The following is a 22034-nucleotide window of genomic DNA, read 5'->3' as shown; positions in this document are numbered from 1 at the left end:
CCTGGGCCTGCGAGGGCGCGGCGGCCGGTTGCTGCGCGGGGGCCGGCACCGGCGCGCTGCGCGGGGCGGCCTGCTGCGGCGCGTTGCTGGCCGTCTGCACGTTGCCCGTGCGGTTGATGCCGTACTTGATGATTTCCTGCGGCGAGAAGAAATACATCTCTTTGGACGGCGTGCTGAACATGATGCCCAGCACATCGGCCGACACACCGTACTTCGGCAGGGTCGCCACGATGTCCGACACGCCAAACTGCGCCTGCTCGCCCGTCATTTCAGGCGCGGTGATCTGATGCACGCCCAGACGCCCCTCGGCCAGGCGCTGGCGTCCGGCAAAGAACACGAAGGCGCAGGCCGACGCACAGTAGCTGTCTTTGGGTATGTAGGTGTTCAGCCCGCGTTCGTAGACTTCTTCGGCCACCACCAGCCCGATATGGACCAGGCCGCCGCCGTTGTTCTGCAGGATGAGGGTGGAGATGGTCGGATGCTCGCGCAGCGCCTTCTTCAGGTTCAGCATGTCGTTGGCGCCCACCGCGCCCACGTAGATCAGCAAGTTGGGCTGGCTGGGCAGGAAGAAGAACGGGCCGTAGCGCTCCGGTTCCTCTTGCTGCGGCGCGCCCGCCGGCGTCTGCGCCGTGGCGGGCGACAGGGCCGCCAGGGACATCGCCACGCTCAACCCTACTGCCGTTAGTGTTCTTTTCAGCATCATCAGTCCTTATCCACGGAACGCCTCTTGCAGCGGGATTTTATCCATCCCGCCGGGCAATGCCACCCCGCGCCGCTGCCGCTACCGCTTCTGGCAGGCGTGCGTGCCGTCGGCGATGGCCTGCGCCACCCGCTGGATGGTGTCGGGCCGGGCCAGGCGGGCCTCTTCGTCGGGGTTCACGATCACGCCGGCCTCGACCAGCACCGCCGGCATGGCAGCGGTCTTCAGGACCGCCAGGCCATCATAGCGATGCACGCCCAGGCGGCGGTCCAGCAGCGGACGGTTTTCGCCCGCGATCGGCTCGGCGTGGTACAGCGACGGCTTCTCGCCGGCGGCCACCAGCGCCTCGCCGATCGCGCGGGCGCAGCGCAGGCTGTCTTCGTACTTGGGATTGAGCTGCGACACAAAGATGGAGAAGCCCGCGAATTCACGCTGGCGACCTGCGTCGATGTACTTCTGCTGCATCGAATCGTGGTGGATCGAAATGAAGAAGTCCGCATCCGGCGCCGTCAGCGCCCGCCGGCCCAGCGCGATCTCGGCGCCGTCGGCCGACACCCGCGTCACGCGGTTGCCCTGCCGCTTCAGGTCCTGTGCCACCGCGGCGCTCAGATCCAGGTTGTACTGGTATTCGACCCGGCCGCTGGCGCCGGTGGCGCCCGGCTGCTTGGGCGTGTGGCCCGTGTCGACCACGATGTAGGCGGCCTGCGCCGACAACGCCGCCCACCCCAGGCAGGCCCCGGCAATCACCTGTCGCGCCACGCGCCCCGCCCTCGATCCCGCTGCCCTGACGCCCACCTGACCGCTCATGACTGATGACACGCTTGTCTTCGCTCTGTAAGAAATGAAGGCCCGTGGTCTGTCGCAGGGCCTGAATCCGGCGGATTCTCGCGCAGCCGGGGCCAACCGGCAATGGCCGATTTCGGCGCGCGGGCCCGCTTGGTAACAGCGCCCGGGACGCAGCACGGCTCGTCCTGACATGCCACCCGCGCCACGGCCTGCCTGGCGGAAGCAAATGACATAAAAAGTTACCCTGCGCGCATTCAGGCCGCTCTCATCCTGGGGCGCTACCATCAAGGCATGCCCCACGCATCCGCGGGCGCTACCCGGCCCGCGGCATCCTTACCCGGAGGTTCCCAGCATGAGCAATCTGAACGGAAAAGTCGCGGTCGTCACCGGCGCCGCCAGCGGCATCGGCAAGGAAATCGCGCTGACGCTATCGCGCGCCGGCGCCGCCATCGCCATCGCCGACCTCAACCAGGCTGGCGCCGACGCCGTGGCCCGCGAAATCGAACAGGCCGGCGGCAAGGCCATGGGCGTGGCCATGGACGTCACCAACGAAGACGCCGTCAATCAAGGCATCGACCGTGTGGCAGCGGCCTACGGCAGCATCGACATCCTGATCTCGAACGCCGGCATCCAGATCGTGAACCCCATCGAGAACTTCGCATTCTCGGACTGGAAGAAGATGCAGGCCATCCACGTGGACGGCGCCTTCCTGACCACCAAGGCCGCGCTCAAGCACATGTACAAGGACAACCGCGGCGGCGTGGTGATCTACATGGGATCGGTGCATTCGCATGAAGCCTCGCCGCTGAAGTCTGCCTACGTGGCCGCCAAGCATGCCCTGCTGGGCCTGGCGCGCGTGCTGGCGAAGGAAGGCGCAGCCCACAACGTGCGTTCGCACGTCATCTGCCCCGGCTTCGTGCGTACGCCCCTGGTCGAAAAGCAGATTCCCGAGCAAGCCAAGGAACTGGGCATCAGCGAAGAAGACGTGGTCAAGAAAGTGATGCTGGGCGACACCGTCGACGGCGTCTTCACCACCGTCGAAGACGTGGCGCAGACCGCGCTGTTCCTGTCCACCTTCCCCAGCGCCGCGTTCACCGGCCAATCGTTCGTGGTCAGCCACGGGTGGTACATGCAGTAAGGCGGTCGGGCGCGGCCGGCACCGGCCGCCGCGCCAAGCGTTCTGCATCGTCGGCGCACGCGAGCGTGCGCCGACGGCCTTGCCTAGAACTGATAGCGCGTCGTCAGCAGGAAGCTGCGCGGCGTGCCGTAGTAGTTGCCGCCGTTATTGCCCTGCATCGATTCAAAGTAGCGCTTGTCGAACAGGTTGTTGACGTTGAACTGGATGTCCAGTTGCCGGCTCACCTGATACCCGGCCACCAGGTCCACCACCGTGAACGGCGACTGCTTGAGCTCGTAGCCTTCGCTGCCGGTCAACGATTGCGTCGACGTCTTGCTTTGCGCGCGCACCGCGCCGCCCAGCCGCCACTTCTCGTAAGCGCCGGACAGGTGATACATGGCGGCGATCTTGAACTGATGCTGCGGAATGTAGCTGGCATAGGGTTGGCCCTGCGCGCCATCGATGCCGCCCGACGACACCTTGGCGCGGGTGTAGGAATAGCCGATGCCTACGTTCAGGCGCGGCAGCAGCTCGCCGTTGACGTCGATTTCCACCCCTTCGCTCTTGACCTTGCCCACCGCCCGATAGCAGTTGGTGGCGACAAAGCACGACGGGATGTCGGTCACCGCCTGCGGCAGGTTCGACTGCGTGGTCGAGAACACCGCAATCGCGGCGTTGATACGCTCATCCAGATAGCTGCCCTTCAGCCCGACTTCGTAGTTGGTGCCCTCTACCGGCTTGAGCACCGTGCCGGACGTGTCCAGGTAGTACTGCGGTTTGAAGATGCTGGAATAGCTGGCGTAGACCGAATGGTTGTCGTTCAGGTCGTAGGTCAGCGCCGCGTAGGGCGTGAAGTGCTTGTCTTCGCTGAACTTTCGGTGGCTGCTCCAGGCGCCCTGGTATTGGCTGTTGTCAAAGTCGAACCAGTCCAGGCGCGCGCCCAGGATCATGCTCAGCGGATCTGCCAGGCGGAAGCGGCCCGTGGCATAGGCCGAGGTCAGTTCCGACCGCTGGTCGCGGCGCCACAGCGTGTCTTTCACGAAATCGGTGCGGCGAATCGAATCCGGGTTCCACGTGTACGGATTGACGCCGCCCAGCATGTAATAGCCGTCCGGCGTATCCAGGTAACTGTAGCCGTCGTCACGCCAAGTGTCCTTGCGGTAGCTCGCACCCAGCGCAATATCGTGAAAGCGGCCGAACAGTTTGATCGGCCCTTGCGCCGACACATCAAAGCTCTGCTGCTTCTTGTCGTAGTCGTAGCGCCCGCCCATCACGTCGTACAGCATGTTGCCCTGCTCGTCGTAGCTGCCGCTGACGAAATAGGCGCCGTCCAGCGCCGACTTCGCATTCACCGAGCGCGCGGCGGCCTTGGCTACCCAGCCGCTGTCGAACGTGTGCTTCAACTCGGCAAATACGCTGTTTTCTCTCTTGTCCCAATAGCTCCACGACGGCGAGAATCGCCGCGACCGGCGAATGTCCAGCGGCGAGCCATCCGGCGCCGTCGGTACGCCCATCCATTCGGAACCCGGATTGTCTTCGGTGTTGGAATGCCCGCCCAGGCTCAATGTGGTGCGCGGCGCGAGGTCAATGTCCAGCACGCCGTAGTACAGGTGCTTGCGGCTGCTGTAGCCGTCGATGAAATAGTCGCGCGACTGCTGCGACGTCACAAACCGCCCGCGCACCGAGCCACTGTCGTTCAACGGACCGCCCGCATCGAACTCCCCCGAGAAATTGTTCCAGTTGCCCGCGCGCCCCGTCAGAATGAACTGCGCCGTGTCGGTTGGCTGCTTGCGCACGAAATTGATTGCGCCCGACGGGTCGCCCATGCCCGTCATCAGCCCCGTCGGCCCGCGCACCACTTCGACGTGGTCGTACATGGCCGTGGTGCTGTAGGTGGACGTATCCGTCTCGTACGTGACCGGCATGCCGTCCAGCAGGAACGTATTGATCGTGAACCCGCGCGAAAAATAGCGCGAGCGGTCATTGCTCCAGTGGTTCACCGTGACGCCCGTGGTGCTGTTGGCCACGTCGTCGATGGTTTGCATCGCAAAGTCATCCAGCTTCTGGCGCGTGACCACGCTGACCGACTGCGGCGTTTCCTGGATGGTCAACGGCAGCTTGGTCGCCGTATTCATCGCGCCGGTGGTGTACGACCCCGTGCCTTCCGTCGTGGCATTACCCTTGCCCACCACCGTGATGCTTTCCATCACCACGCTGGCGTCATTCGGATCGCGCGACAGCGCCACCGTGCTGCCCTTTCGTTCATAGACCAGCCCCGATCCCGCCAGCAACGCCTGCAGCGCCTGGTCGGGCGTCAGTTGGCCCAACACGGCCGGGGCCCGCAGATGGCGCACCACGTCCGGCGAATACGCCAGGTCCCACGAGGCCTGCCGGGCCAGCTGGATCAATGCGCTTTCCAGCGACTGCGCGGGCAGATTGACCTGCAGCGCCGCTTCCTCTGCCCGCACGGCGGTCAACGGCATGGCCGCCGCCAGCAACAACGACAAAGCCAACGCGCCCGCGCCAAGGGCGGGCGGCGTGCAAGAACGGAGTCCAACGGATTTACGGTTCACGGAACAAGCTTTCCTGATGATTTTCTGGGGATCGACGCTCGCCGGCCGAGGTGTCGGCCCGCAATGCTGGCGATGCGCGGCCGCGCCAATCAGCGCGCCTGCCTGCAAGACGCCGCGGCGTGCCAAATCCCTGATGAAAATCCGGGGCTTATTTGAAACCAAATGAAACTGTCGGGGCGCGATCGCTTTGGGCTGTGGCGCCAGCAATGGGCGAAATCAACGGCCTGAAATCGTGACGACGCCGTCCGGTGCCGTCTGCACGCGCACCGGCGCAATCGCGGGCAAGAGGTCCAGGAAGGCCTGCGGGTTATCCACATTGAAGACCCCCGAAATCCGGATGCGCCCGACCTTGGCGTCGGCCACGCGCATGGTCTTGCGGCCATAGCGGTTCATCTCGGCCACCGCGTCGGCCAGCGGCTGGTCACGAAACACCGCCTGGCCCGCCTGCCAGGCCAGCAGATTGGGCACATCCACCTTTGCCGACGGCGACAAGCCGCCGTCCGCCAGCGTATGCGTACCCTGGCCGCCGACAAGCTGCACCTGGCTGCGGTTCCACCAGTGGCCGGCCTTCACGTCCACCGTGCCGGAATCCACCGCCACCTGCACCGCGTCGGCGTCGCGCCGTACATTGAAGCGCGTACCCGTGACCCGGATCGTGGCGCCGCCCGCCTCGACATAGAACGGCCGCTGCGCATCCGGCGTCACCGAGAACGTCGCCTCGCCGGCCTCGAGCTCGACCACGCGGCGGTCGGCGTACAAGCGCACCGACAGGCGGGTCGCGGTATTCATGTCCACCACCGACGCATCCGGCAACGATGCCTGTTGGCGCTGCCCCGCCTGGGTCGCGTATTGCTGCGCAAACGTCGGCGACGCGCCGAACCATTGCGGCAGCGCGACGCCGGCGACCAAGGCGGCGCAGGCCAGCGCCAACCCCAGCGTCAACGGGCGCCGCAACCCGAAACGACGGCGCGCGGGTTCAGGTTCGGCCGCCAGCGCACGCAGCTTGGCCGGGTCCACTAGCGCCATGCCATTCCAGACCCCGCAGGCGCGGCGGTATTCCAGGTCGTGCGCGGGATCAGCCTGCCGCCAGGCGTCGAACTGCCGCTGCTGCGCCGCGTCCATCTGCCCCGAGCGCACGCGCGCGAACCAGAACGCGGCGGCGTCGCGCGGGTCACGCAGCAGGTCGGGGTCGATGGGGTCGGTCATTGCGCGGCGGATCAATCCGGGCAGAAGCGTTCAAGCTGTTCGCGCATCTCGCGAGTGGCGTCCATGATATAGCGTTCAACCGTGTTGAGCGCCAGGCCCATGCGCTGCGCGATCTCGGGCTGCGAATAGCCTTCCAGGCGGTGCCACACATAGGCTTGCCGCTTTTTCAGCGGCAAGCTCGCCAGAGCCTGTTCCAAGGCGTCGGCCAGTTGCCGCGCGCGCACCCCGGCTTCGGGATCGTGCAACAGCGGGTGGTCATCGGCCGACAACGACTCGAGCGACGTCTCGGGGTGACGCGACTGCCGCCGGATCTCGCTGATCAACCGGTTCTGCGCCGCCCGGTACAGATACGACTTTGCATCCAGCGCCGCCGCGCGCGTATTGGCCAGCATGTGCGCCATCACGTCCTGCGCCGCGTCCTCGGCATCGCTGGGCCGCGAATTGCGCTTGGCCCACGACCCCACCAGCTCGCTGTAATAGGCGAGCCAACCTTTCAGAGGGTTGGTGGAGCGGGACATGGGGCCGAACGTCGCGTCATGGCAAAAGGACGGCCATATTAACAATGATTCTCAATTAATGAATACACTTGCCGCTGCCGGCCCCGGCGCGGCGCATTGCGCAACACCTGATACCCTGGGGCCCGTCACCGCGGCTCGCACCCTGGCGCGCCGCCCGTTTTTGCCTTGAGGAATGCCATGACTTTCAGCTCTGACGCCTGGGCGCGCAATGCCGCGCTGTACGACAAAACGCGCTCCATGCCGTTCAACCAGGAACTGGCCAGCGGCCAGCTCAGCGAGCAGGCATTTCGCCACTACATGATCCAGGACGCCCATTACCTGCTGGCCTTCGGCCGCGCCCTGGCCGTGGCCGCCGCCAAGGCCGACCACGCCGACGGCGTCGTGCAATTTGCCGACGCCGCCAAGAACGCCGTGGTGGTCGAACGCAGCCTGCATGAAGGCTTCATGAAGCAATTCGGCATCGACGCCCAGACCTTTGCATCCACCCCGCTGTCGCCCGCCAGCCACCACTACACCAGCTTTCTCATCGCCACCGCCTGGAGCGCGCCCTACCCCGTGGCCCTGGCCGCGCTCTTGCCGTGCTTCTGGATCTACGCCGAAATCGGCCGCGACATCCACGCGCGCGCCACGCGTCCCAATCCGTACAGCGCGTGGATCGACACCTACGCAGGCGAAGAATTCCATACCTTGGTGCGCGAGGTGATCGCATCGGTGGACCAGGCGGCCGACAAGGCCTCGGCGCAAACGCGCGAGGATATGCATCGTGCCTACACGCACGCGGCGCAACTGGAATGGATGTTCTGGGACTCGGCGTATCGGTTGGGGGAATGGCCGGTTTGATCGCCCAAGAACGCGACCTTTCAACACGCCGGATATCGGACCATCGCGGTCAAGGCGGGGCCATCATGGGTCGGTAGCGAAAAAGCCAGAACCAAAGGCGCGTTGACCGTCTGCCAGGTAGCCGGTGCTTGCAGCCAGCCGACCGTGCACCAGCCCGAATCTGCTGAGATCAGACCCGTGCATTCAATGGTCGCGTTCCCACGGATTGGACAGCGTCGGCGGCGGGACTTGCCGCTTGGGCGGTTTGAGCGGTTTGCGTACGGCATCCGCTCCGGCCCGCTTCGCGGCCAGGCAAACGCCGCATACGGCCCCCACGATGACCGACGTGGCTATCAGCAGGTAACGCTCGCGCTGATCCAGATAGATCCGCATTTCCGACATCAAGGCATAGCGCAGCAACCAGCCTAGCCCAAGGCCAACCACCGCGCCAATACCCGAGAACATCCGCGCGTCGACCCAGAACGCCGCGCGACGGTATGACACCGCGTCGGCGTTGTCGGGCTGTTGATGCAGCGACGTGCCGCAGGCCGCGCAACGCAGCGCGGTCTGTGAGTTCCGGGTATGGCAATTAGGGCATTGGGACATGGGGGAAATCACTTGCCATAGGCATCGCGCGGTTCGGCCAGGCGGAACAGCCCGGTCTTGCCGCATTGATACGGATAGGCCTCGGTACAACGCTTGCGCATCGTGTGCGCCAACTTGTTGGCAATATCCGCCGCAATGCGCAGGCCATCCGCGGCCGGGCCTCGATTGGAATAATCACGCAGTGAAATCGGGTAGGTGTCTTCGTCAAAGCCACGGTATTCGCCCGACTCGGCGTCGTACAGGCGCACCTTGATGCCGACCGACGGTCCGTACTGCTGATAGCCGCCAAAGCCACCCGGCTCACCCAGCGCCACGACGTACTTCGCCCCGATGGCCGCCGCATCTTCCTTCAGTGCCTGCGGCCGGGCGGACTTCGGGTCTGGCTTGCGCAGCTTGAATGTCGCCTTGATGCCAGCCGCATCCATGGCACCCGGCAGTTCGTTATTCAACGCCTTGCACACGGCCTCGGCCGCATACAACGCCGGCAGCGCCGTGCTGGCGCCGATCCATCCGGTGTCGTCGATCTGCTTCTGAAAATCGCAGTCCGACGTGTAGACCAGCACGGGGCTGATCACCTCATCGGGCGCGGGATTTGTCGCCAGCGGCTTGGCCGGCGAGCCCATGATGAATGCGCAGCCGGAGGTCAGCAGCGATAAGGCGGCAACGGCCGCCAATTTGAGGGCTTGCATGGTCGTGGTGGTATCCGATGAAGGCGATCTTGAATGGGTGAAATTCGCCCTGTTTGGCGGCAAGGTCGGGAGGACAAGACAGTCTTGGCGTCGATCCAAGTATTCCGGCCCATCGTCCCAAGCCGCGGTATCACCGAGCCGCCAGGCGGTCGACCGCTATCAGGCAGCAAGTTTCTAGTACTTACTGAGTACTAACGGCGGAGGGGACGGGATATTAAGTGCTGCGGCTGGGTCGTCAAGGCCAGCAGCCAATCTATCGCGTGAGCGCGGGTAGCTCAATCAGATAAGTCTGAGATTTATCTTCGAGGGTGCGATTCTCATGAATCAGAAAATAAGGTGTCAGAAAATAAGGTGTCAGACTACGCTTTTCGCGACCGCCCATGAGCCTTGGGCCGAAAACGTAGTCTGACACCTTATTTTCGTCTTCACCTGCCCGTCGCGGTCTTCCATTTACCCCCGCTGCAACTCACTGGGAAATCCGGATAGCAGGCGAAAATTCCAACTACGAAATCCTCAAAGGACAGGTCCAGGCTGGTTACAATTCTGTGGTTATCAGCCTCAACGATTCGCCAGTCATCACCCGAATCAAAGCCAAAGGCGATACCCGTGCTATCAAGCCCGAATATTAAGATATCTCCTTTTGCACCACCATCGTAGATCTGTCTATCAAAATAGTATTCCTTCTCCGCGCTGAGAGGACGCACCAAAAACTCAAAATGAGCAGGATAATTCGCAGGCTCATCACCCCCCTTGATTTTACCGACACCAATTTCCACCAAGAAAGCCCAATAACTCGTAGGACAACGCGGAAACAGCCGTTTTAAGCTTTCACTGTCATTGATACTCATAGGCTGCAGAGTCAATTCAAGGCTCGTTTCGTTGCGTAGCAACGATTTAATATTCTCATACATAGCTGGATTTCTCATTATCTGGAAAACGTAGCCTGACACCTTATTTCCAGTTATCCAAAAACATATCTGCACCAGCCTAGCACTCGCATCAAGACCTGAAGAGCAACGCCGGATAAATTAGTCTCACCGTCCCATTTCAGCTCAGGCTACTCTTCGATCGAAAACGTAGTCTGACACCATATTTGTTCCACATGTACTGATGACAATCTACTATCCAACTTGCCAATCAAAAACTGATCGGTAAGTAGGGTCCACACCGCATCGCTCGCCCAAAAAATGAAGAGAGGTGCGCCGAAATCGGCAGCGGCTTCTTCAACACTCTTAGCGGCGCTGTCATTCGTTGATGAAAAATGCTGCCAAGCATAGCTCTTCAAGCAGAGCTTTTCTGCGCGCCACAGAATACGGTTCTTGTACCACTCTGACTGTCTCATTCAATCAACCTGGAAGACTATGAACCACATCTAGAAAGTAATTTAACGCCAAATACTCTGACCAGAAATATGGTGCCCACTACGCCTTCGAGGCGCTGCCTATAGTCCGAGTACGTAGCCCTACCCACTTCTTACTCATTCGGAAAATATATATCAAATGAGCACTCCAGATTCAAATCTGCAAGCGACTTCATTTGTTCAGGCCACAAAACAGGTCCCGAATGGCCGAGTTTGGACAGCCACACGCATTTCAGCGTGATTTTTACTCCTTTCAAATTTTGAACTGCCTTCCATCCTTCAGCACATAGATTTAATTTTCCAACCAACCAGTCTATATGATCACGAAGGTCTTTCGAACCCACGAATTCTTCCGATGATAAAAACCATGCCGAGTACTTTACGTACCTTGCCATCCCCCGATGATTCACGACCTTTTCACCAGCCACGTTCAGCTTCGACGGCGCAATCCCTAAAATACTGGTGATTTCTTCAGGATGGTTTCCTTCTGGAAAAATCATCAATCTGACGAAACAGCTATCACATGATTCAAATGTGGAATTAATCTGGGTAATTCTCGATGCAATATTCATCATTACCGAAAACGTAGTTCTACGCCTTATTTTGGAGTTAAAGCCTTCCGACATTCAGGACATGAGATTGCCACAAATGTCCTATCAACTCGTCGGAATTCAAATAGCGCGAGAACGTATGCCGATCTCGACTAGCTGATGACGCGTTATAGGATTCGGTAGGTTCGTCCCATTGGGACTCACAATCTTCACACATGACAAACAACCTCTTGCCATCCTCCTCAGCCGCCACAAGGATTCTCCCCTGTCCGCAAATTGGGCAGATTTCATTAACAACAGCGTTGTGCATATATGTCATGGCGAGGTGCTTCAAGCGATGGCCGGTAGATACCCAAAAACCTAGTGCGTCAAACATCATACTTTTTTGGCGATGAAAATAAGGCGTCAGACTACGTTTTCCGGGACGTTCGCCAGAATGAAAATGCAGTCTGACACCTTATTTGAAATAGGTTTCCCTGAAAATTCGTGGGACACCTCAGGGTCAGACACCTAATCTTTTTATGGGCAAAACGGTATCCTATTTTTCTTTTTAATCCTCGACATTTCGCTGCTCTATTCTTCTGCTCTTTAGCCATCCGCGTGGATAGGGCGTCCGCTCAAAAGGGCGAATACCTAACTGTGCCGCCCTTGCAGAATACCCACCGATCAGCGCAAAAACAAATCCCACGCAATACACCCAACCGGTATCCCAAATCTCGAAATCGAGAAAAATAAAAGCCACCCCAATTATAAATATTGGATATCTAAAGACAGGCGATAAATTGCCTTCCTTGATAAAAAGGCGATAGCAAAAATCAATAGCATTATTTATTCTAATTTGCATATCTATTTTTCAGAAATTCGCTTGCTTCTGGAATATAGGGTGTCAAAGTACGTTTTCCAGGTCACTCATCAGACTGAAAACTTAGTTTGACACCTTATTTTCAGGAGATAAATCCCAGGATTCTCAAGTCACTTTTAAGCTCGCTCGCGTCTTCCGCCGGTATTTTTTTCAGCATATCGGAAAGCTCGTTTTCATCGAATATTTTTTCGATAGCGCTTCGGTGGTATTCCTGAATGTTCTCCTTCGCGCGCCCAGCGTCCAGTATCAGAGAGAGGACCTCAAGCATTAGCTTCTCCACTGGAGTGTCAAAGGAATTATCGAATTCACTATATGCATAACCGACCTCACTCTCCCCCTCCGACCATCGACTTTTGTGATTTAGCTTGGTTCTGCAATAACCATAATAACGACTCAAAAAATACTCGCGTAATTCTCTATAGGTTGTAATTTCTTCCATTACGCCTCTCCCTTTTTGGGGGCACAGCAAAGCGTCATTGTTGTCATGAAAATAAAGGTGCCAGACTACGTTTTCCGGGAAGTCCACCAGCATGAAAAATGCAGTCCGACACCTTATTTATTCTTCAACATCATGCTCTTTTCGCTCACTTAGCACATCCACAAATTTCCCTAGATCGATGCTATTTCCATAAAAAGAAACAGGCGTGTTTTTTATAGCCAGGTCGAGTCGATGTGAATTTCTCTTGTAGGGCTTGCGAAGCCTGACTTGTCTGTAGGCATACACATTTGCTGAGAAAAAGCAGACGATTACACACTTATCGTAGAGAGTAACTCTATAGAAAGCGCCTCCCCAACGCAGCGAAGAATCGCCAAAACTGGCCGCTACGCGCACCTCCCCCAGACGAATGCCACACTCAATCTCAGTCTTGCGTTTTACGCCCGGAATATAGACAAACACTCCGTAGGCAACGAGCGCGAGAAAAGACAAATATGCAAAGGCCTCAGCCGGGCTAAAAGTTGTCGTGTAGATTGGTGTCATCTCTTTGCTGGTAGGGTATGGGATAAAGTATCAGACCACTTTTTCGAGACCGCCTGCGGGCCTTGGATAAAACCGATCGGTCTAGAGATAATTCGAGTGCAACACTGAATTCAATACCCGCATTGCGGTCGCAGGTTGACACCTTGTTCCACGTTATTTTCAACAGGCTTATTTTTAATCTCGCATGATTTCCCTAGAAATATCCCCAAGCATTACAAAATCCATAAACAATTGAGAGACAAGGGAAAAATCAGATGTTATGGCTGATATTGGATATGGCTCACCGAGCACGGGCACTAAACCCCTTTCCGTAGAAGTTGTAAGTGTCCGAACCAAGCCCTCTCCGTCTTCCGCATTTTCCTCAAGCATTAAAAGATACTTGAAACCATCCACATAGAGGCGGAGCCTGCTAGGTCCGACCTCAGCTGGCGGCTCTAATCGCGCGACCAAGGCCCCAGACCGATTGTTAGAAAACTCTTCCAGACGCGACTTAAGGGCCTCTACGTTTGGATTGATCAGAGCTGCGAATTGCACGCGCCCTTTCTTGGCATCAATTAAATACCCTCCAACCGTCACAATCATCACAAGTCCTTTATATATTTCATCCCTAGACGTCAAAAATATTGGAACACCATCTTTCGTAGTGAGGATAGTCACAAAAAATAAGGTGTCAGACTACGTTTTTCGGGACGCTCACCAGACTGAAAACGCAGTCTGGCACCTCATTAATTACCTACCACCTCTCATTAAAATCGCGGACAAAAGAGCGGCTATCGGACTCACAGTCAAAATTAGCTTCCCCCAGCCCACCAATCTCTCCATGGACGGAAATATATATTTGAAATCATTCAATATCACACCGAGCAGAGGAAAAACAACAAATTCGAATATCAAGCCTGCCACAAAAATTAAAAACACAAAAAGCAAAAGCGCCAAAAAAAATCTCTTACTGATTATTTTAAACATGGCCTACCGATTTTCCTTTTTCCCCAGTTATTCAGGAGGATATTGACGACACTATTGGTTGCTTCCGACCCCAATGCCCCACTTGCGGCGCCTGCCGCCCAAGGCCAAATGCTTGAAGGCGAATATCGAGACAACCCCATTCCCAAATAGCAAATAAGGTGCAATAAGATGTCAGACTACGCTTTTCGTAAGAAATAAGGTGTCAGACTACGTTTTTCGAGGCCGACCACGGGCTTTGGATACAACCTGTCGCCTCAGAGACAGTTCAAGTGCTGCTTTGAACTCATCATCCGCTGTCGGATGGCCTTCTCTACTCGCTCGGCGCATCAATACCACCTCATCCGCAGATTCCTGGCTCCGTACATGATCTTGATATGTCATGCTGCGCGGCCGCTCGTCGACGGCCAATGCCAAATACACTGGATGCAGATCAAGCCTAGAGCTATCACATAACCCCATCCTCGCCCGATAGCTGGACCATTGATAGTCTTCGCAGCGCGCGACCATCGCCGCCCTGACGGGATTGAGTTCTATATATCGCATACAGGCCAACAGGTAGGTTTCTGTCTGGACGACGCTCGATTTATATCGAGATTCCCATAGAGAGCCAGATCGCCCCGACCGGTCGTTGAAGCGCCGAGTCGCACGCCTAGCGACCTCTCTCATTAGTCGAGATATCCCACTCACGTCATCGCCGGGCGTAAGCAGAAGATGCACGTGATTCGTCATCAGGCAGTAAGCGTGCAACTGCACGCCTAGTTCGACTTTCTTCTCGTTGATATCAGCCAGGTACGCGTCGTAGACATCCGCCGACACGAAGACCGCTTGACGGCTGTGACCCCGCTGTACAACGTGATGCGGGCAGTGGGGAACGATTAATCGGGGCAGCCTGGGAGCCATGGCACAGTTATCCAAGAACATAACTGCGGCAGCCTAGCACTCGCTTCAACGGCTGACGAACAGTGGTGGATAAATAAGCCCCGCCTTCCTGCCCGCGTCAGCTCAGGCTCAGTTTCGACCAAAAACGTAGTCTGACACCACATTTGTTGACGGGCAAGACGGTATCTTAATTTTCTACATAGTAGGAAAAAGACTGAAGTCTCTACGGCACATCGGGCTTATCACAGTCATTCTTTGGCTGTATCTTAGGACGATCAGCAAATGGCTTGATGCCGAGCATCGACGCTTTCGATGCATACATCCCGACTGAACCGATCAAGAAACCCAACAAGATTACCAAGTAGGAATCATATCTAAGCCCACCAAAGAGTAATGCAATACCTATGAGCGAGAGTACGACGCGCACCCAGCGCTTGAAGTTTCCATTTTCTATGAACATATCCTCTCACTAATTTATTTATTTATAATACTACTCAGATTACCTTGGTTTTTTATAAATTCACCTAGCTCGGTGAATCCGGGGGACAGTAACGGATACCGATCAGAGACAACGGCGGTGGCAAAATCAACTCCCGTTTCTGTTGTCGACTTGGCAACATTCGGTCGGAACATTTGTTCAACAGCACTGGCTCCTAAACCGATAGTTGTAAAGGCAAGCGCGACCTCAGGGCGGCCTGCGACCGTAGCGCTCGCAGCCACTCTTCCTGACCAAGTGGACATCGCAGCGGCAGCATCCGCGGCCTGCATGCGCTGGTGAAATAAGGTGTCAGACTACGTTTTTCGAGGCCGCCCACGGGCCTTGGATGCAACCCGTCGCCCCAGAGATAGTTCAAGTGCTGCTTTGAACTCATCATCCGCTGTGGGATGGCCTTCTCTACTCGCTCGGCGCATCAATGCCACCTCATCCGCAGATTCCTGGCTCCGCACATAATCTTTATATGTCATGTGACGCAGCCGCTCGTCGACGGCCAATGCCAAATACACTGGATGCAGATCAAGCCTAGAGCTATCACATAACCCCATCCTCGCCCGATAGCTGGACCATTGATAGTCTTCGCAGCGCGCGACCATCGCCGCCCTGACGGGATTGAGTTCTATATATCGCATACAGGCCAACAGGTAGGTTTCTGTCTGGACGACGCTCGATTTATATCGAGATTCCCATAGAGAGCCAGATCGCCCCGACCGGTCGTTGAAGCGCCGAGTCGCACGCCTAGCGACCTCTCTCATTAGTCGAGATATCCCACTCACGTCATCGCCGGGCGTAAGCAGAAGATGCACGTGATTCGTCATCAGGCAGTAAGCGTGCAACTGCACGCCTAGTTCGACTTTCTTCTCGTTGATATCAGCCAGGTACGCGTCGTAGACATCCGCCGACACGAAGACCGCTTGACGGCTGTGACCCCGCTGTACAACGTGATGCGGGCAGTGGGGAACGATTAATCGGGGCAGCCTGGGAGCCATGGCACAGTTATCCAAGAACATAACTGCGGCAGCCTAGCACTCGCTTCAAGAGATGAAGAGCAAAGCCAGATAAATTAGTCTCACTTCCGACGTCGGCTCAGGCTACTCTTCGGCCGAAAACGTAGTCTGACACCTTATTTCATGCTTTATTTATTATTATTTTTTTCTATAATTATCCGCATTTAGATCCTGGATACGACATAATAATTTGAAATGTTTCCCCACCATTAGACTCTGGAGGAATGAAATCATATTGTTCTCGCCCTCGACAATAGAGAATAGTATTGGCTTCACTGATTCTCGAAGCCCCGACATCTTCGAAAATTTTCTCATTCATCTCTTTTGTCTTGGAATTCCAATTTGAAGAATCGAATTCCACGATTATTAAACCAGCCCCAGGCTTCAAATTCTTATATTCATATATGGGATCCCCATTTATCTGTTTTATTTCCACACTTAACTCAAGCATTTTTTCATAAACCACCCCAACATCATTGGGCGACCTAATAATCACAAAAACCATCAGGACAAGCCAGACGGGAATAACTAATAAAGCCCATTTTCCAGCAGGAGCACGCACAAGAATCTCCAGATTTACCACTATCGAAGGAAGGGAATTTTATACCCCGTACCTACTCCCCACCCAGTTCCAACGCTGGCGCCAGGAGTTCCGACTCCCACTTCGATTGAAGTGTCTCCACCTATTGAATGATTCACTCCCGCACATAGCCACGCACAATAGGAACCCTGCACGCCTCCCCCTTGCAGGAATGCATCTATCCTGGCGGCACGTTGCTTGGCATCGCGAACATCATTCACTAACAGTGATCCGAAATTTAGACTCACGTTGTTTCCGACTGGAACAACCCCCCCAAAGCCTGAATACACTGCCCCATCGTAGAGGTTAATAGTCACGACGCCACTCTTCCCGAAGGCCGAACCTTGAACAGTCACGTAGTCGGGACGATCTGGGAGGCGATATTCATTCCCGGGACGACCGTAGCTAATCCCTGCCTGGCAGTCTCCCATTCCAATCGAGCATGGCTGCGCCTTGTAGTCACCAACAAATTCACCTCGCCAAGTCGGCTTCCCGTAAGGAGAAGACAGGCCTGACAGTGCTTTGACTGAATCCGCAAAACTGGCATACCCAGAATACGTGAAATCGCCCAATGCCTGCCTCGACTTAACCCAAGCATGCTCTTGCGGATGGCTCGCAATCTCAGATTCACTGACGAAATTTTGATTGTAAAGAGGGCTACCTTCCGGGAACTCGGCCCAGCATTTAACCTCATAGCAGGCGGCTCTCGTCAAACGTTCTTGTTTGGCAGCATCCCCATTGGCCTCAATTTTTATTCGCTCCAATTCCGACACGTGGAGTTGCCGATTGTATTTATCGGCTGCAGCGGCTGCCCCCGCACCACTCATCCCGCCCACAGCCCCACCCGCCGCGCTAGCAAAAACATTTGTGATGACTTTCACAACTTGATCACGTACCTCAGCTGGAAGTCCGCTTGTTGCTTGAGCAATTTGGTCCTTTACCAAATTCCCAGCCAAATCTCCAGCAATAGTGCCGGTTATTGCCCCGCCTACATCTCCTGCGCCAAGTGCGGCACCAACACCGGCGACTGCGGCATGCAAGGCAATTGCGCCGACCTTACCCTCTCCCCAGATGGACGGGTTCTTGTCAGCAAGATCCTTCAGCACATCCCCCGCAATCTGCATCCCCAGCTGACCAAACGCCTGCTGGAATTCGATCTGCTCGCGGACCTTGTCCTTGTCGAAGATCTTGCCAATGCTGCCGTTCGCGCCAGCCGTATCGCGACTCAGCCCCGCCGTGCTATCCCGCCCCGTGTCCTTATCCGACCGCACTTCAATCGTGCCCGCCGATACCGCAGCTCGGGTCGTACCGGATTCGCTACCGCTGGTGGTCACAAAACTCAGCCCCGACGGCCCGCCGCCTAGCGCATCACCCTTATTGGGCTTATCAAAAGCGCCAGACATGCCCAGGCTGAGTCCCACCGTGGTCGACTTATAGTCCGCCTTGTTCTGCAGGTCGCGGAACCCCAGCGTTTCCGTGGACAGCCAGTTCTTGGTCGCCTCGGCGTCGCTGGCGATGACCGCGCCCGTCAACTGCGTATGCTTGCCGACGTAGATGTCATAGCCACCCTTGCCTGCGTACAACCCCGTCTGTTCCACGACGCTGTCGTAGTTCGACTTGGTCTTGCCTTGGCTTGCACCGATATAGGCGTTGCCGGACATGGAGCCGAAACTGAAACTGGCGCCAGCGTTAGCCTGCTGTTGCTTGGCGTCGTAGCGGTCCGAATCCTGCTGGCTGGTCAGGATCAGATTGCGGCCGATGTCCGCGCGAATACTGTCTGCACGCGCCTGGGCGCCTTCCAGAATGGTGTCGCGGCCCGAGATCAGGGTCAGGTTGTCGCGCGCGCTGACCTGGGTTTCGCGGTAGGTGGTGCCGTTACCCTTGGCGTTGCCGCTACCTACATAGCCGCTGGCAAAGATATTGATGCCGCCACCGCTGCCGCTGTCGGATACGCCGATACCCACGCCAAGCTTCCAGCCGCTGTTTTTATTGGTGGACACTTCGGTGGACGTCAGTGCCTGGCTTTGCAGCATCAGGTCGTTGGTCGCCGCCAGCAACACGTTCTTGCCAGCCAGGTCGCTGCCGATGATGGACAGGTTGCCCGTGCCGGCTACGCCCTTGTCTCCCAGCGCAACGATGGAGATGTTGCCCCCTGCCATGACGGATGAGCCAAACGCTGACTCTTGCGTGCGCTTGGTTTCGCTGACGGATTTGCTGGCGCCGATGCTGATCTGAATTTGAGCGCTAGCGGCCTCCTTCTGAGCCTCTTTGGCGCCGTCCGCTTGAGCGGCATCCATCGTCCGCTTGGCTTGCACCGCCTGATACGCCGCCTGCCCGACCTTGACCGCGGCCAGGCGACCGCTCTTGGCTTCGCCCGCCTGCTCCAGCGTGCCCTGAATCTGCTGCGCAGCACCCAGCATGCCGCCCGCCACGCCAATGGTCAGGCCGGATTGCTTGAACTCGTGGTACTCATGCTGACGCGCCTCACCCACACCAGTGATGATGGCGACGTTGCGGCCGGCAATGGTGATATCGCCATCCTGGGCCAACAGATTGCTGCCCATGACGCCCACATCTCTACCTGCATCGATCGTGAGATTGCCGCCCGCGCTGCCAATGGTGCTGGCCGAATAGCCTCCGCTGGCACCGCGGTTCCAGTCGGTGCGTTCTTGCTTGTTGTAGCCCAGGCTGAAGCCGCCTCCGCCGCCCAGACCCGACTTCTTGACCTTCTCGTACTGGTAGTCCTTGTAGGTTTCATCTTTGGCCAGGACTTGAAGATCGCGGCCGACGCCGATCTGCACGTCGCGGTCACCCACTACGTTCGAGCCAACGACCGTCATGTCGCGGCCGGCAAGCATCACGACCGAATCACCGCCGAACGTCGAACTGACCCCTTGCGTCCATTCGGTCTCGCGGATGCGATGCGTGGTCTTGCTCGACAGGAAGCCCTTGGTCTTGTAATAGATCTCGTTATAGGTGTACCCGCTGGAATCGCCCGCGAGTATGTTGATGTCGCGCCCGGCCCCTACGGCCAGCTGCTTGTCGGACGCCACTTGTGCAGCGATGGCGTTGACATCCTGCGTCGCGATCAGCGCGAGGTTGCCGCCCGCAGCAATCTGCGTGCCGATATCCGTGGTCGTGCGCATCTCCGCCCGGTTCTTCTCGCCGAAGTCGTGCGATTCCCCATACCGCGTGCCGGCAGCCGTCAGGTTGATATCGTTGCCCGCGCGAATGGTGGCATCGTCCTTGGCGGCGATAGCCGCGGCCTGGGCGTTGAAATCCCTGCCCGCCTGTGCGCTCAAGGTGCCCGCATCGACGCGCGCCACACCATCAACGATCGTGTTGCTGATACCCCCGCGCACGTTCGACTGGGTGCTGGACGTCAGATTGATATCCCGGCCCGCAACCAGCGAGACCGACTCGCCCTTGAGCAGACCCGCCAGGTTGTCGATGTCGTTGCGCGCGTTCAGGTTGACGGTCTTGCCCTGCATGGCGCCGACGCTGTTGCGCACGTTCTGCGCGTCGACGACCAGCGCGTTGCGCGCGCCGATGGTGCCGCTGTTGTTCACATCACCCGTTGCGCTGATCTGGGTATCGCGGCCCGCGATCAGCGAGCCGTCGCCGCGCAGGTCGCCGGGCTTGACCGCCAGGTACACCTGCGGGGTCAGCACCTTTTGCTGGGTGCCGTCGGGCAAAGTGACGGTCTGCTCCACCAGCCAGACGATGTCGCTGGTCAGGTGGCGCATCTGGTCTTCGGACAGCGCCGTGCCGATGGTCAGCCCGAACTTCCCGGCAAAGTCGGCGCCTGCCGCGAGCAAGGCCTTGTACTGGGTTTCGTTGTCGGTGTAGTCGCCCACGAAACGCTGGCCGCTGGCGAGCATGACCTGCTCGGCCACCAGCTTCTGTTCATAAAAGCCGTCGCCCAGGCGCTTGAGGATCGTGCCGGGGTCCTGGTTGAGTTTCTGCAGCAGGAAGTCGCTGGACACCACCGAACGCGAGCCGATGAACTGGCTGTCGGTGGCGATCAGGTACGGCGCATTGGGCGCCTGCATGACGCGGTACAGCGCGCTGGTCGGAATGACGGGCGGCAGAACGACGACCGCGATGGCCTTGTTGCCCGGTAGCGCGATGCGGGTCAGGCTGGCCGGCGGCAGCGCCTGGGTAACGGTGCTGGCGCCGGGCGTTTGGCCGGACGTCGATACCGCGGTGTTGCCTTGCGCGGCGCCCAGGCCGGTTTCGATACGTTCGGCCAGGACGGTGGCGTTGTAGTCAGACCGGTTGTATTTGCGCGAGTCGTTTTTCTCGTAGGTGTAGGCCATGGTGCCTACGCGGTCGACCGTGCGCAGGCCTTCGGCGCCGACGTTGCTGAGCGTGCCGCCTTCGGTTTTCAAGGTTCCGCCGGCCAGGATGCGGCTCTTGTCGTTGACGATGTTGCCCGCCAGACGCGCGTTGCCGCCCACGATGATCTTGCCCGGATCGCTTTGCGTGATGCGGGTTTCGCGCGTGATCTGCGTGACTTCGTAGAAGGTGAAGTCCTTGATCATGCGGTTGTTGCGGAAGTCGGCATTGAAGTCCTTGATCTTCTCGTTCAACGTGTCGTAGAGCTGCAGGTCGCGCTCGTAGGTGGCCTGTTGCTGGGCCAGGTCCGCAGGGCAGCGCCAACCGCACTCGTCCGGAGTCGGCGGTTTCTTGATGCCGGTGGGGCGCTCGACCTCGAAGACCGACCAGATCTTGGCGTCGGGCTTGTAGAAGAACTGGGCGGCGTTGACGGTGCAAGTCCCTGCATCGCCGCCGCCGCACCACGGCGCTTCCGGCGAATACGCCAGCCCGATCGGCGCGCTGACACCCGCGCGGCCCTGCTGGTCTTCCTGGATATTGCTGTAGTCAAAGGGCGGGCCGTATTGGCTTTCCGGATAGCGGGTCGACGGCATCAACAGGCGCCGCTCGTCGTATTCACCCATCCAGCCGGGGCCGCGCCCGCAGATGGACTTGACGGTGTTGCAGAACCACATTCCCTCGCCGTCGACGATCTCGGTGGTGCCGTCCAGGCGATAGAACCACTTGGCTTCGCGGCCGACCTCGAACGTTTCGCTGGCGAAGTGCAGGTTGCGATTCTGGATGCTGGCCGCCGCGATATCGGCGTTGCGTTCCGCTTCGATGGTGGCCGATTCATTGACCAGCGACTGCGCCTGCCCCGTCGCCTTGCCCGTCGCGTCCAGCGCCCCGCCTACGCGCAGATCCCCCGCCGAGTAGATCAGCGCATGCTCGCGATTGGTCAGCGTGCCCACGCCCAGGTCCAGGTCGCCGCGCGACGCGATGACGGCATTGGGGTCGTTGATG

General features: G+C 58.1%; 21 protein-coding genes. 3 read left to right on the top strand and 18 right to left on the bottom strand.

Annotated elements, in window-relative coordinates; genetic code table 11:
* A partial coding sequence (locus HV798_RS31105; RefSeq protein ID WP_484456038.1) for a COG3904 family protein occupies positions 1–658 on the bottom strand: 658 nt, incomplete at its 3' end.
* Between the two features lie 123 nt (positions 659–781).
* Entirely contained in the window at positions 782–1507 is a 726-nt protein-coding gene (locus HV798_RS31100) for an N-acetylmuramoyl-L-alanine amidase family protein (protein WP_175196641.1), read from the bottom strand.
* A 331-nt stretch (positions 1508–1838) separates the two neighbouring features.
* On the opposite strand from HV798_RS31100, the gene HV798_RS31095 reads away from it, so the two are divergent.
* Complete coding sequence (locus HV798_RS31095; protein ID WP_025136604.1) at positions 1839–2624, top strand: 3-hydroxybutyrate dehydrogenase; 786 nt, start codon at positions 1839–1841, stop codon at positions 2622–2624.
* Positions 2625–2707: 83 nt separating this feature from the next.
* Here HV798_RS31095 and HV798_RS31090 read toward each other — a convergent pair whose 3' ends face one another.
* A complete protein-coding gene (locus HV798_RS31090) occupies positions 2708–5086 on the bottom strand; it encodes a TonB-dependent siderophore receptor (protein WP_175196623.1) in 2379 nt (792 codons plus the stop codon).
* Between HV798_RS31090 and HV798_RS31085 the strand changes: the two genes are divergently transcribed.
* Positions 5085–5342 (top strand): hypothetical protein, encoded by a 258-nt coding sequence (locus tag HV798_RS31085; RefSeq protein ID WP_175196625.1) that lies wholly within the window; start codon positions 5085–5087, stop codon positions 5340–5342. The genes HV798_RS31090 and HV798_RS31085 overlap by 2 nt on opposite strands.
* A gap of 50 nt (positions 5343–5392) precedes the next feature.
* Here the strand turns inward: HV798_RS31085 and HV798_RS31080 are convergent, their stop codons facing one another.
* Both HV798_RS31080 and HV798_RS31075 read right to left on the bottom strand, forming a co-directional pair.
* On the bottom strand, positions 5393–6382 hold the full coding sequence (locus tag HV798_RS31080; RefSeq protein ID WP_175196627.1) for a FecR family protein: 990 nt from the start codon (positions 6380–6382) through the stop codon (positions 5393–5395).
* 11 nt (positions 6383–6393) lie between these two features.
* Positions 6394–6900 carry an RNA polymerase sigma factor gene (locus tag HV798_RS31075; protein ID WP_025136607.1) on the bottom strand — a complete coding sequence of 169 codons (507 nt, stop codon included), beginning with the start codon at positions 6898–6900 and terminating at the stop codon, positions 6394–6396.
* 177 nt (positions 6901–7077) lie between these two features.
* On the opposite strand from HV798_RS31075, the gene tenA reads away from it, so the two are divergent.
* Complete coding sequence (gene tenA, locus HV798_RS31070) at positions 7078–7740, top strand: thiaminase II (protein ID WP_175196629.1); 663 nt, start codon at positions 7078–7080, stop codon at positions 7738–7740.
* A gap of 183 nt (positions 7741–7923) precedes the next feature.
* Here tenA and HV798_RS31065 read toward each other — a convergent pair whose 3' ends face one another.
* From HV798_RS31065 to HV798_RS31005, 13 genes are all read right to left on the bottom strand, one after another.
* Positions 7924–8325, bottom strand: a complete 402-nt coding sequence (locus tag HV798_RS31065) for an ABC transporter permease family protein (protein ID WP_175196631.1) — start codon at positions 8323–8325, stop codon at positions 7924–7926.
* Between the two features lie 8 nt (positions 8326–8333).
* A complete protein-coding gene (locus HV798_RS31060) occupies positions 8334–9113 on the bottom strand; it encodes a hypothetical protein (RefSeq protein WP_175196633.1) in 780 nt (259 codons plus the stop codon).
* A gap of 326 nt (positions 9114–9439) precedes the next feature.
* Complete coding sequence (locus HV798_RS31055; RefSeq protein WP_175196635.1) at positions 9440–9964, bottom strand: hypothetical protein; 525 nt, start codon at positions 9962–9964, stop codon at positions 9440–9442.
* Positions 9965–10071: 107 nt separating this feature from the next.
* Entirely contained in the window at positions 10072–10299 is a 228-nt protein-coding gene (locus HV798_RS31050; RefSeq protein ID WP_175196637.1) for a hypothetical protein, read from the bottom strand.
* Between the two features lie 188 nt (positions 10300–10487).
* Positions 10488–10874: a DUF4279 domain-containing protein gene (locus HV798_RS31045; RefSeq protein WP_175196639.1), complete on the bottom strand. Its 387-nt coding sequence runs from the start codon at positions 10872–10874 to the stop codon at positions 10488–10490.
* Positions 10875–11475: 601 nt separating this feature from the next.
* Entirely contained in the window at positions 11476–11769 is a 294-nt protein-coding gene (locus tag HV798_RS31040) for a hypothetical protein (protein ID WP_175196643.1), read from the bottom strand.
* A gap of 100 nt (positions 11770–11869) precedes the next feature.
* The gene (gene imm2 / locus HV798_RS31035) at positions 11870–12319 is read right to left on the bottom strand and encodes an Imm2 family immunity protein (protein WP_175196645.1); all 450 of its coding nucleotides are present in this window, start codon (positions 12317–12319) and stop codon (positions 11870–11872) included.
* Between the two features lie 24 nt (positions 12320–12343).
* On the bottom strand, positions 12344–12766 hold the full coding sequence (locus HV798_RS31030; protein WP_175196647.1) for a hypothetical protein: 423 nt from the start codon (positions 12764–12766) through the stop codon (positions 12344–12346).
* Positions 12767–12940: 174 nt separating this feature from the next.
* Positions 12941–13348, bottom strand: a complete 408-nt coding sequence (locus HV798_RS31025) for a DUF6911 family protein (protein ID WP_175196649.1) — start codon at positions 13346–13348, stop codon at positions 12941–12943.
* 591 nt (positions 13349–13939) lie between these two features.
* Positions 13940–14632 carry a transposase gene (locus HV798_RS31975; protein ID WP_175196651.1) on the bottom strand — a complete coding sequence of 231 codons (693 nt, stop codon included), beginning with the start codon at positions 14630–14632 and terminating at the stop codon, positions 13940–13942.
* Positions 14633–15403: 771 nt separating this feature from the next.
* A complete protein-coding gene (locus tag HV798_RS31970; RefSeq protein ID WP_175196653.1) occupies positions 15404–16096 on the bottom strand; it encodes a transposase in 693 nt (230 codons plus the stop codon).
* A 172-nt stretch (positions 16097–16268) separates the two neighbouring features.
* The gene (locus HV798_RS31010; RefSeq protein ID WP_175196655.1) at positions 16269–16676 is read right to left on the bottom strand and encodes a hypothetical protein; all 408 of its coding nucleotides are present in this window, start codon (positions 16674–16676) and stop codon (positions 16269–16271) included.
* Positions 16677–16696: 20 nt separating this feature from the next.
* Positions 16697–21982, bottom strand: a complete 5286-nt coding sequence (locus HV798_RS31005; protein WP_246289340.1) for a hemagglutinin repeat-containing protein — start codon at positions 21980–21982, stop codon at positions 16697–16699.
* Positions 21983–22034: the final 52 nt, after the last annotated feature.

Source organism: Achromobacter deleyi (genome assembly GCF_902859705.1).
Lineage (GTDB): Bacteria > Pseudomonadota > Gammaproteobacteria > Burkholderiales > Burkholderiaceae_B > Achromobacter > Achromobacter deleyi.
This window is presented reverse-complemented; position numbering and strand designations above follow the sequence as displayed.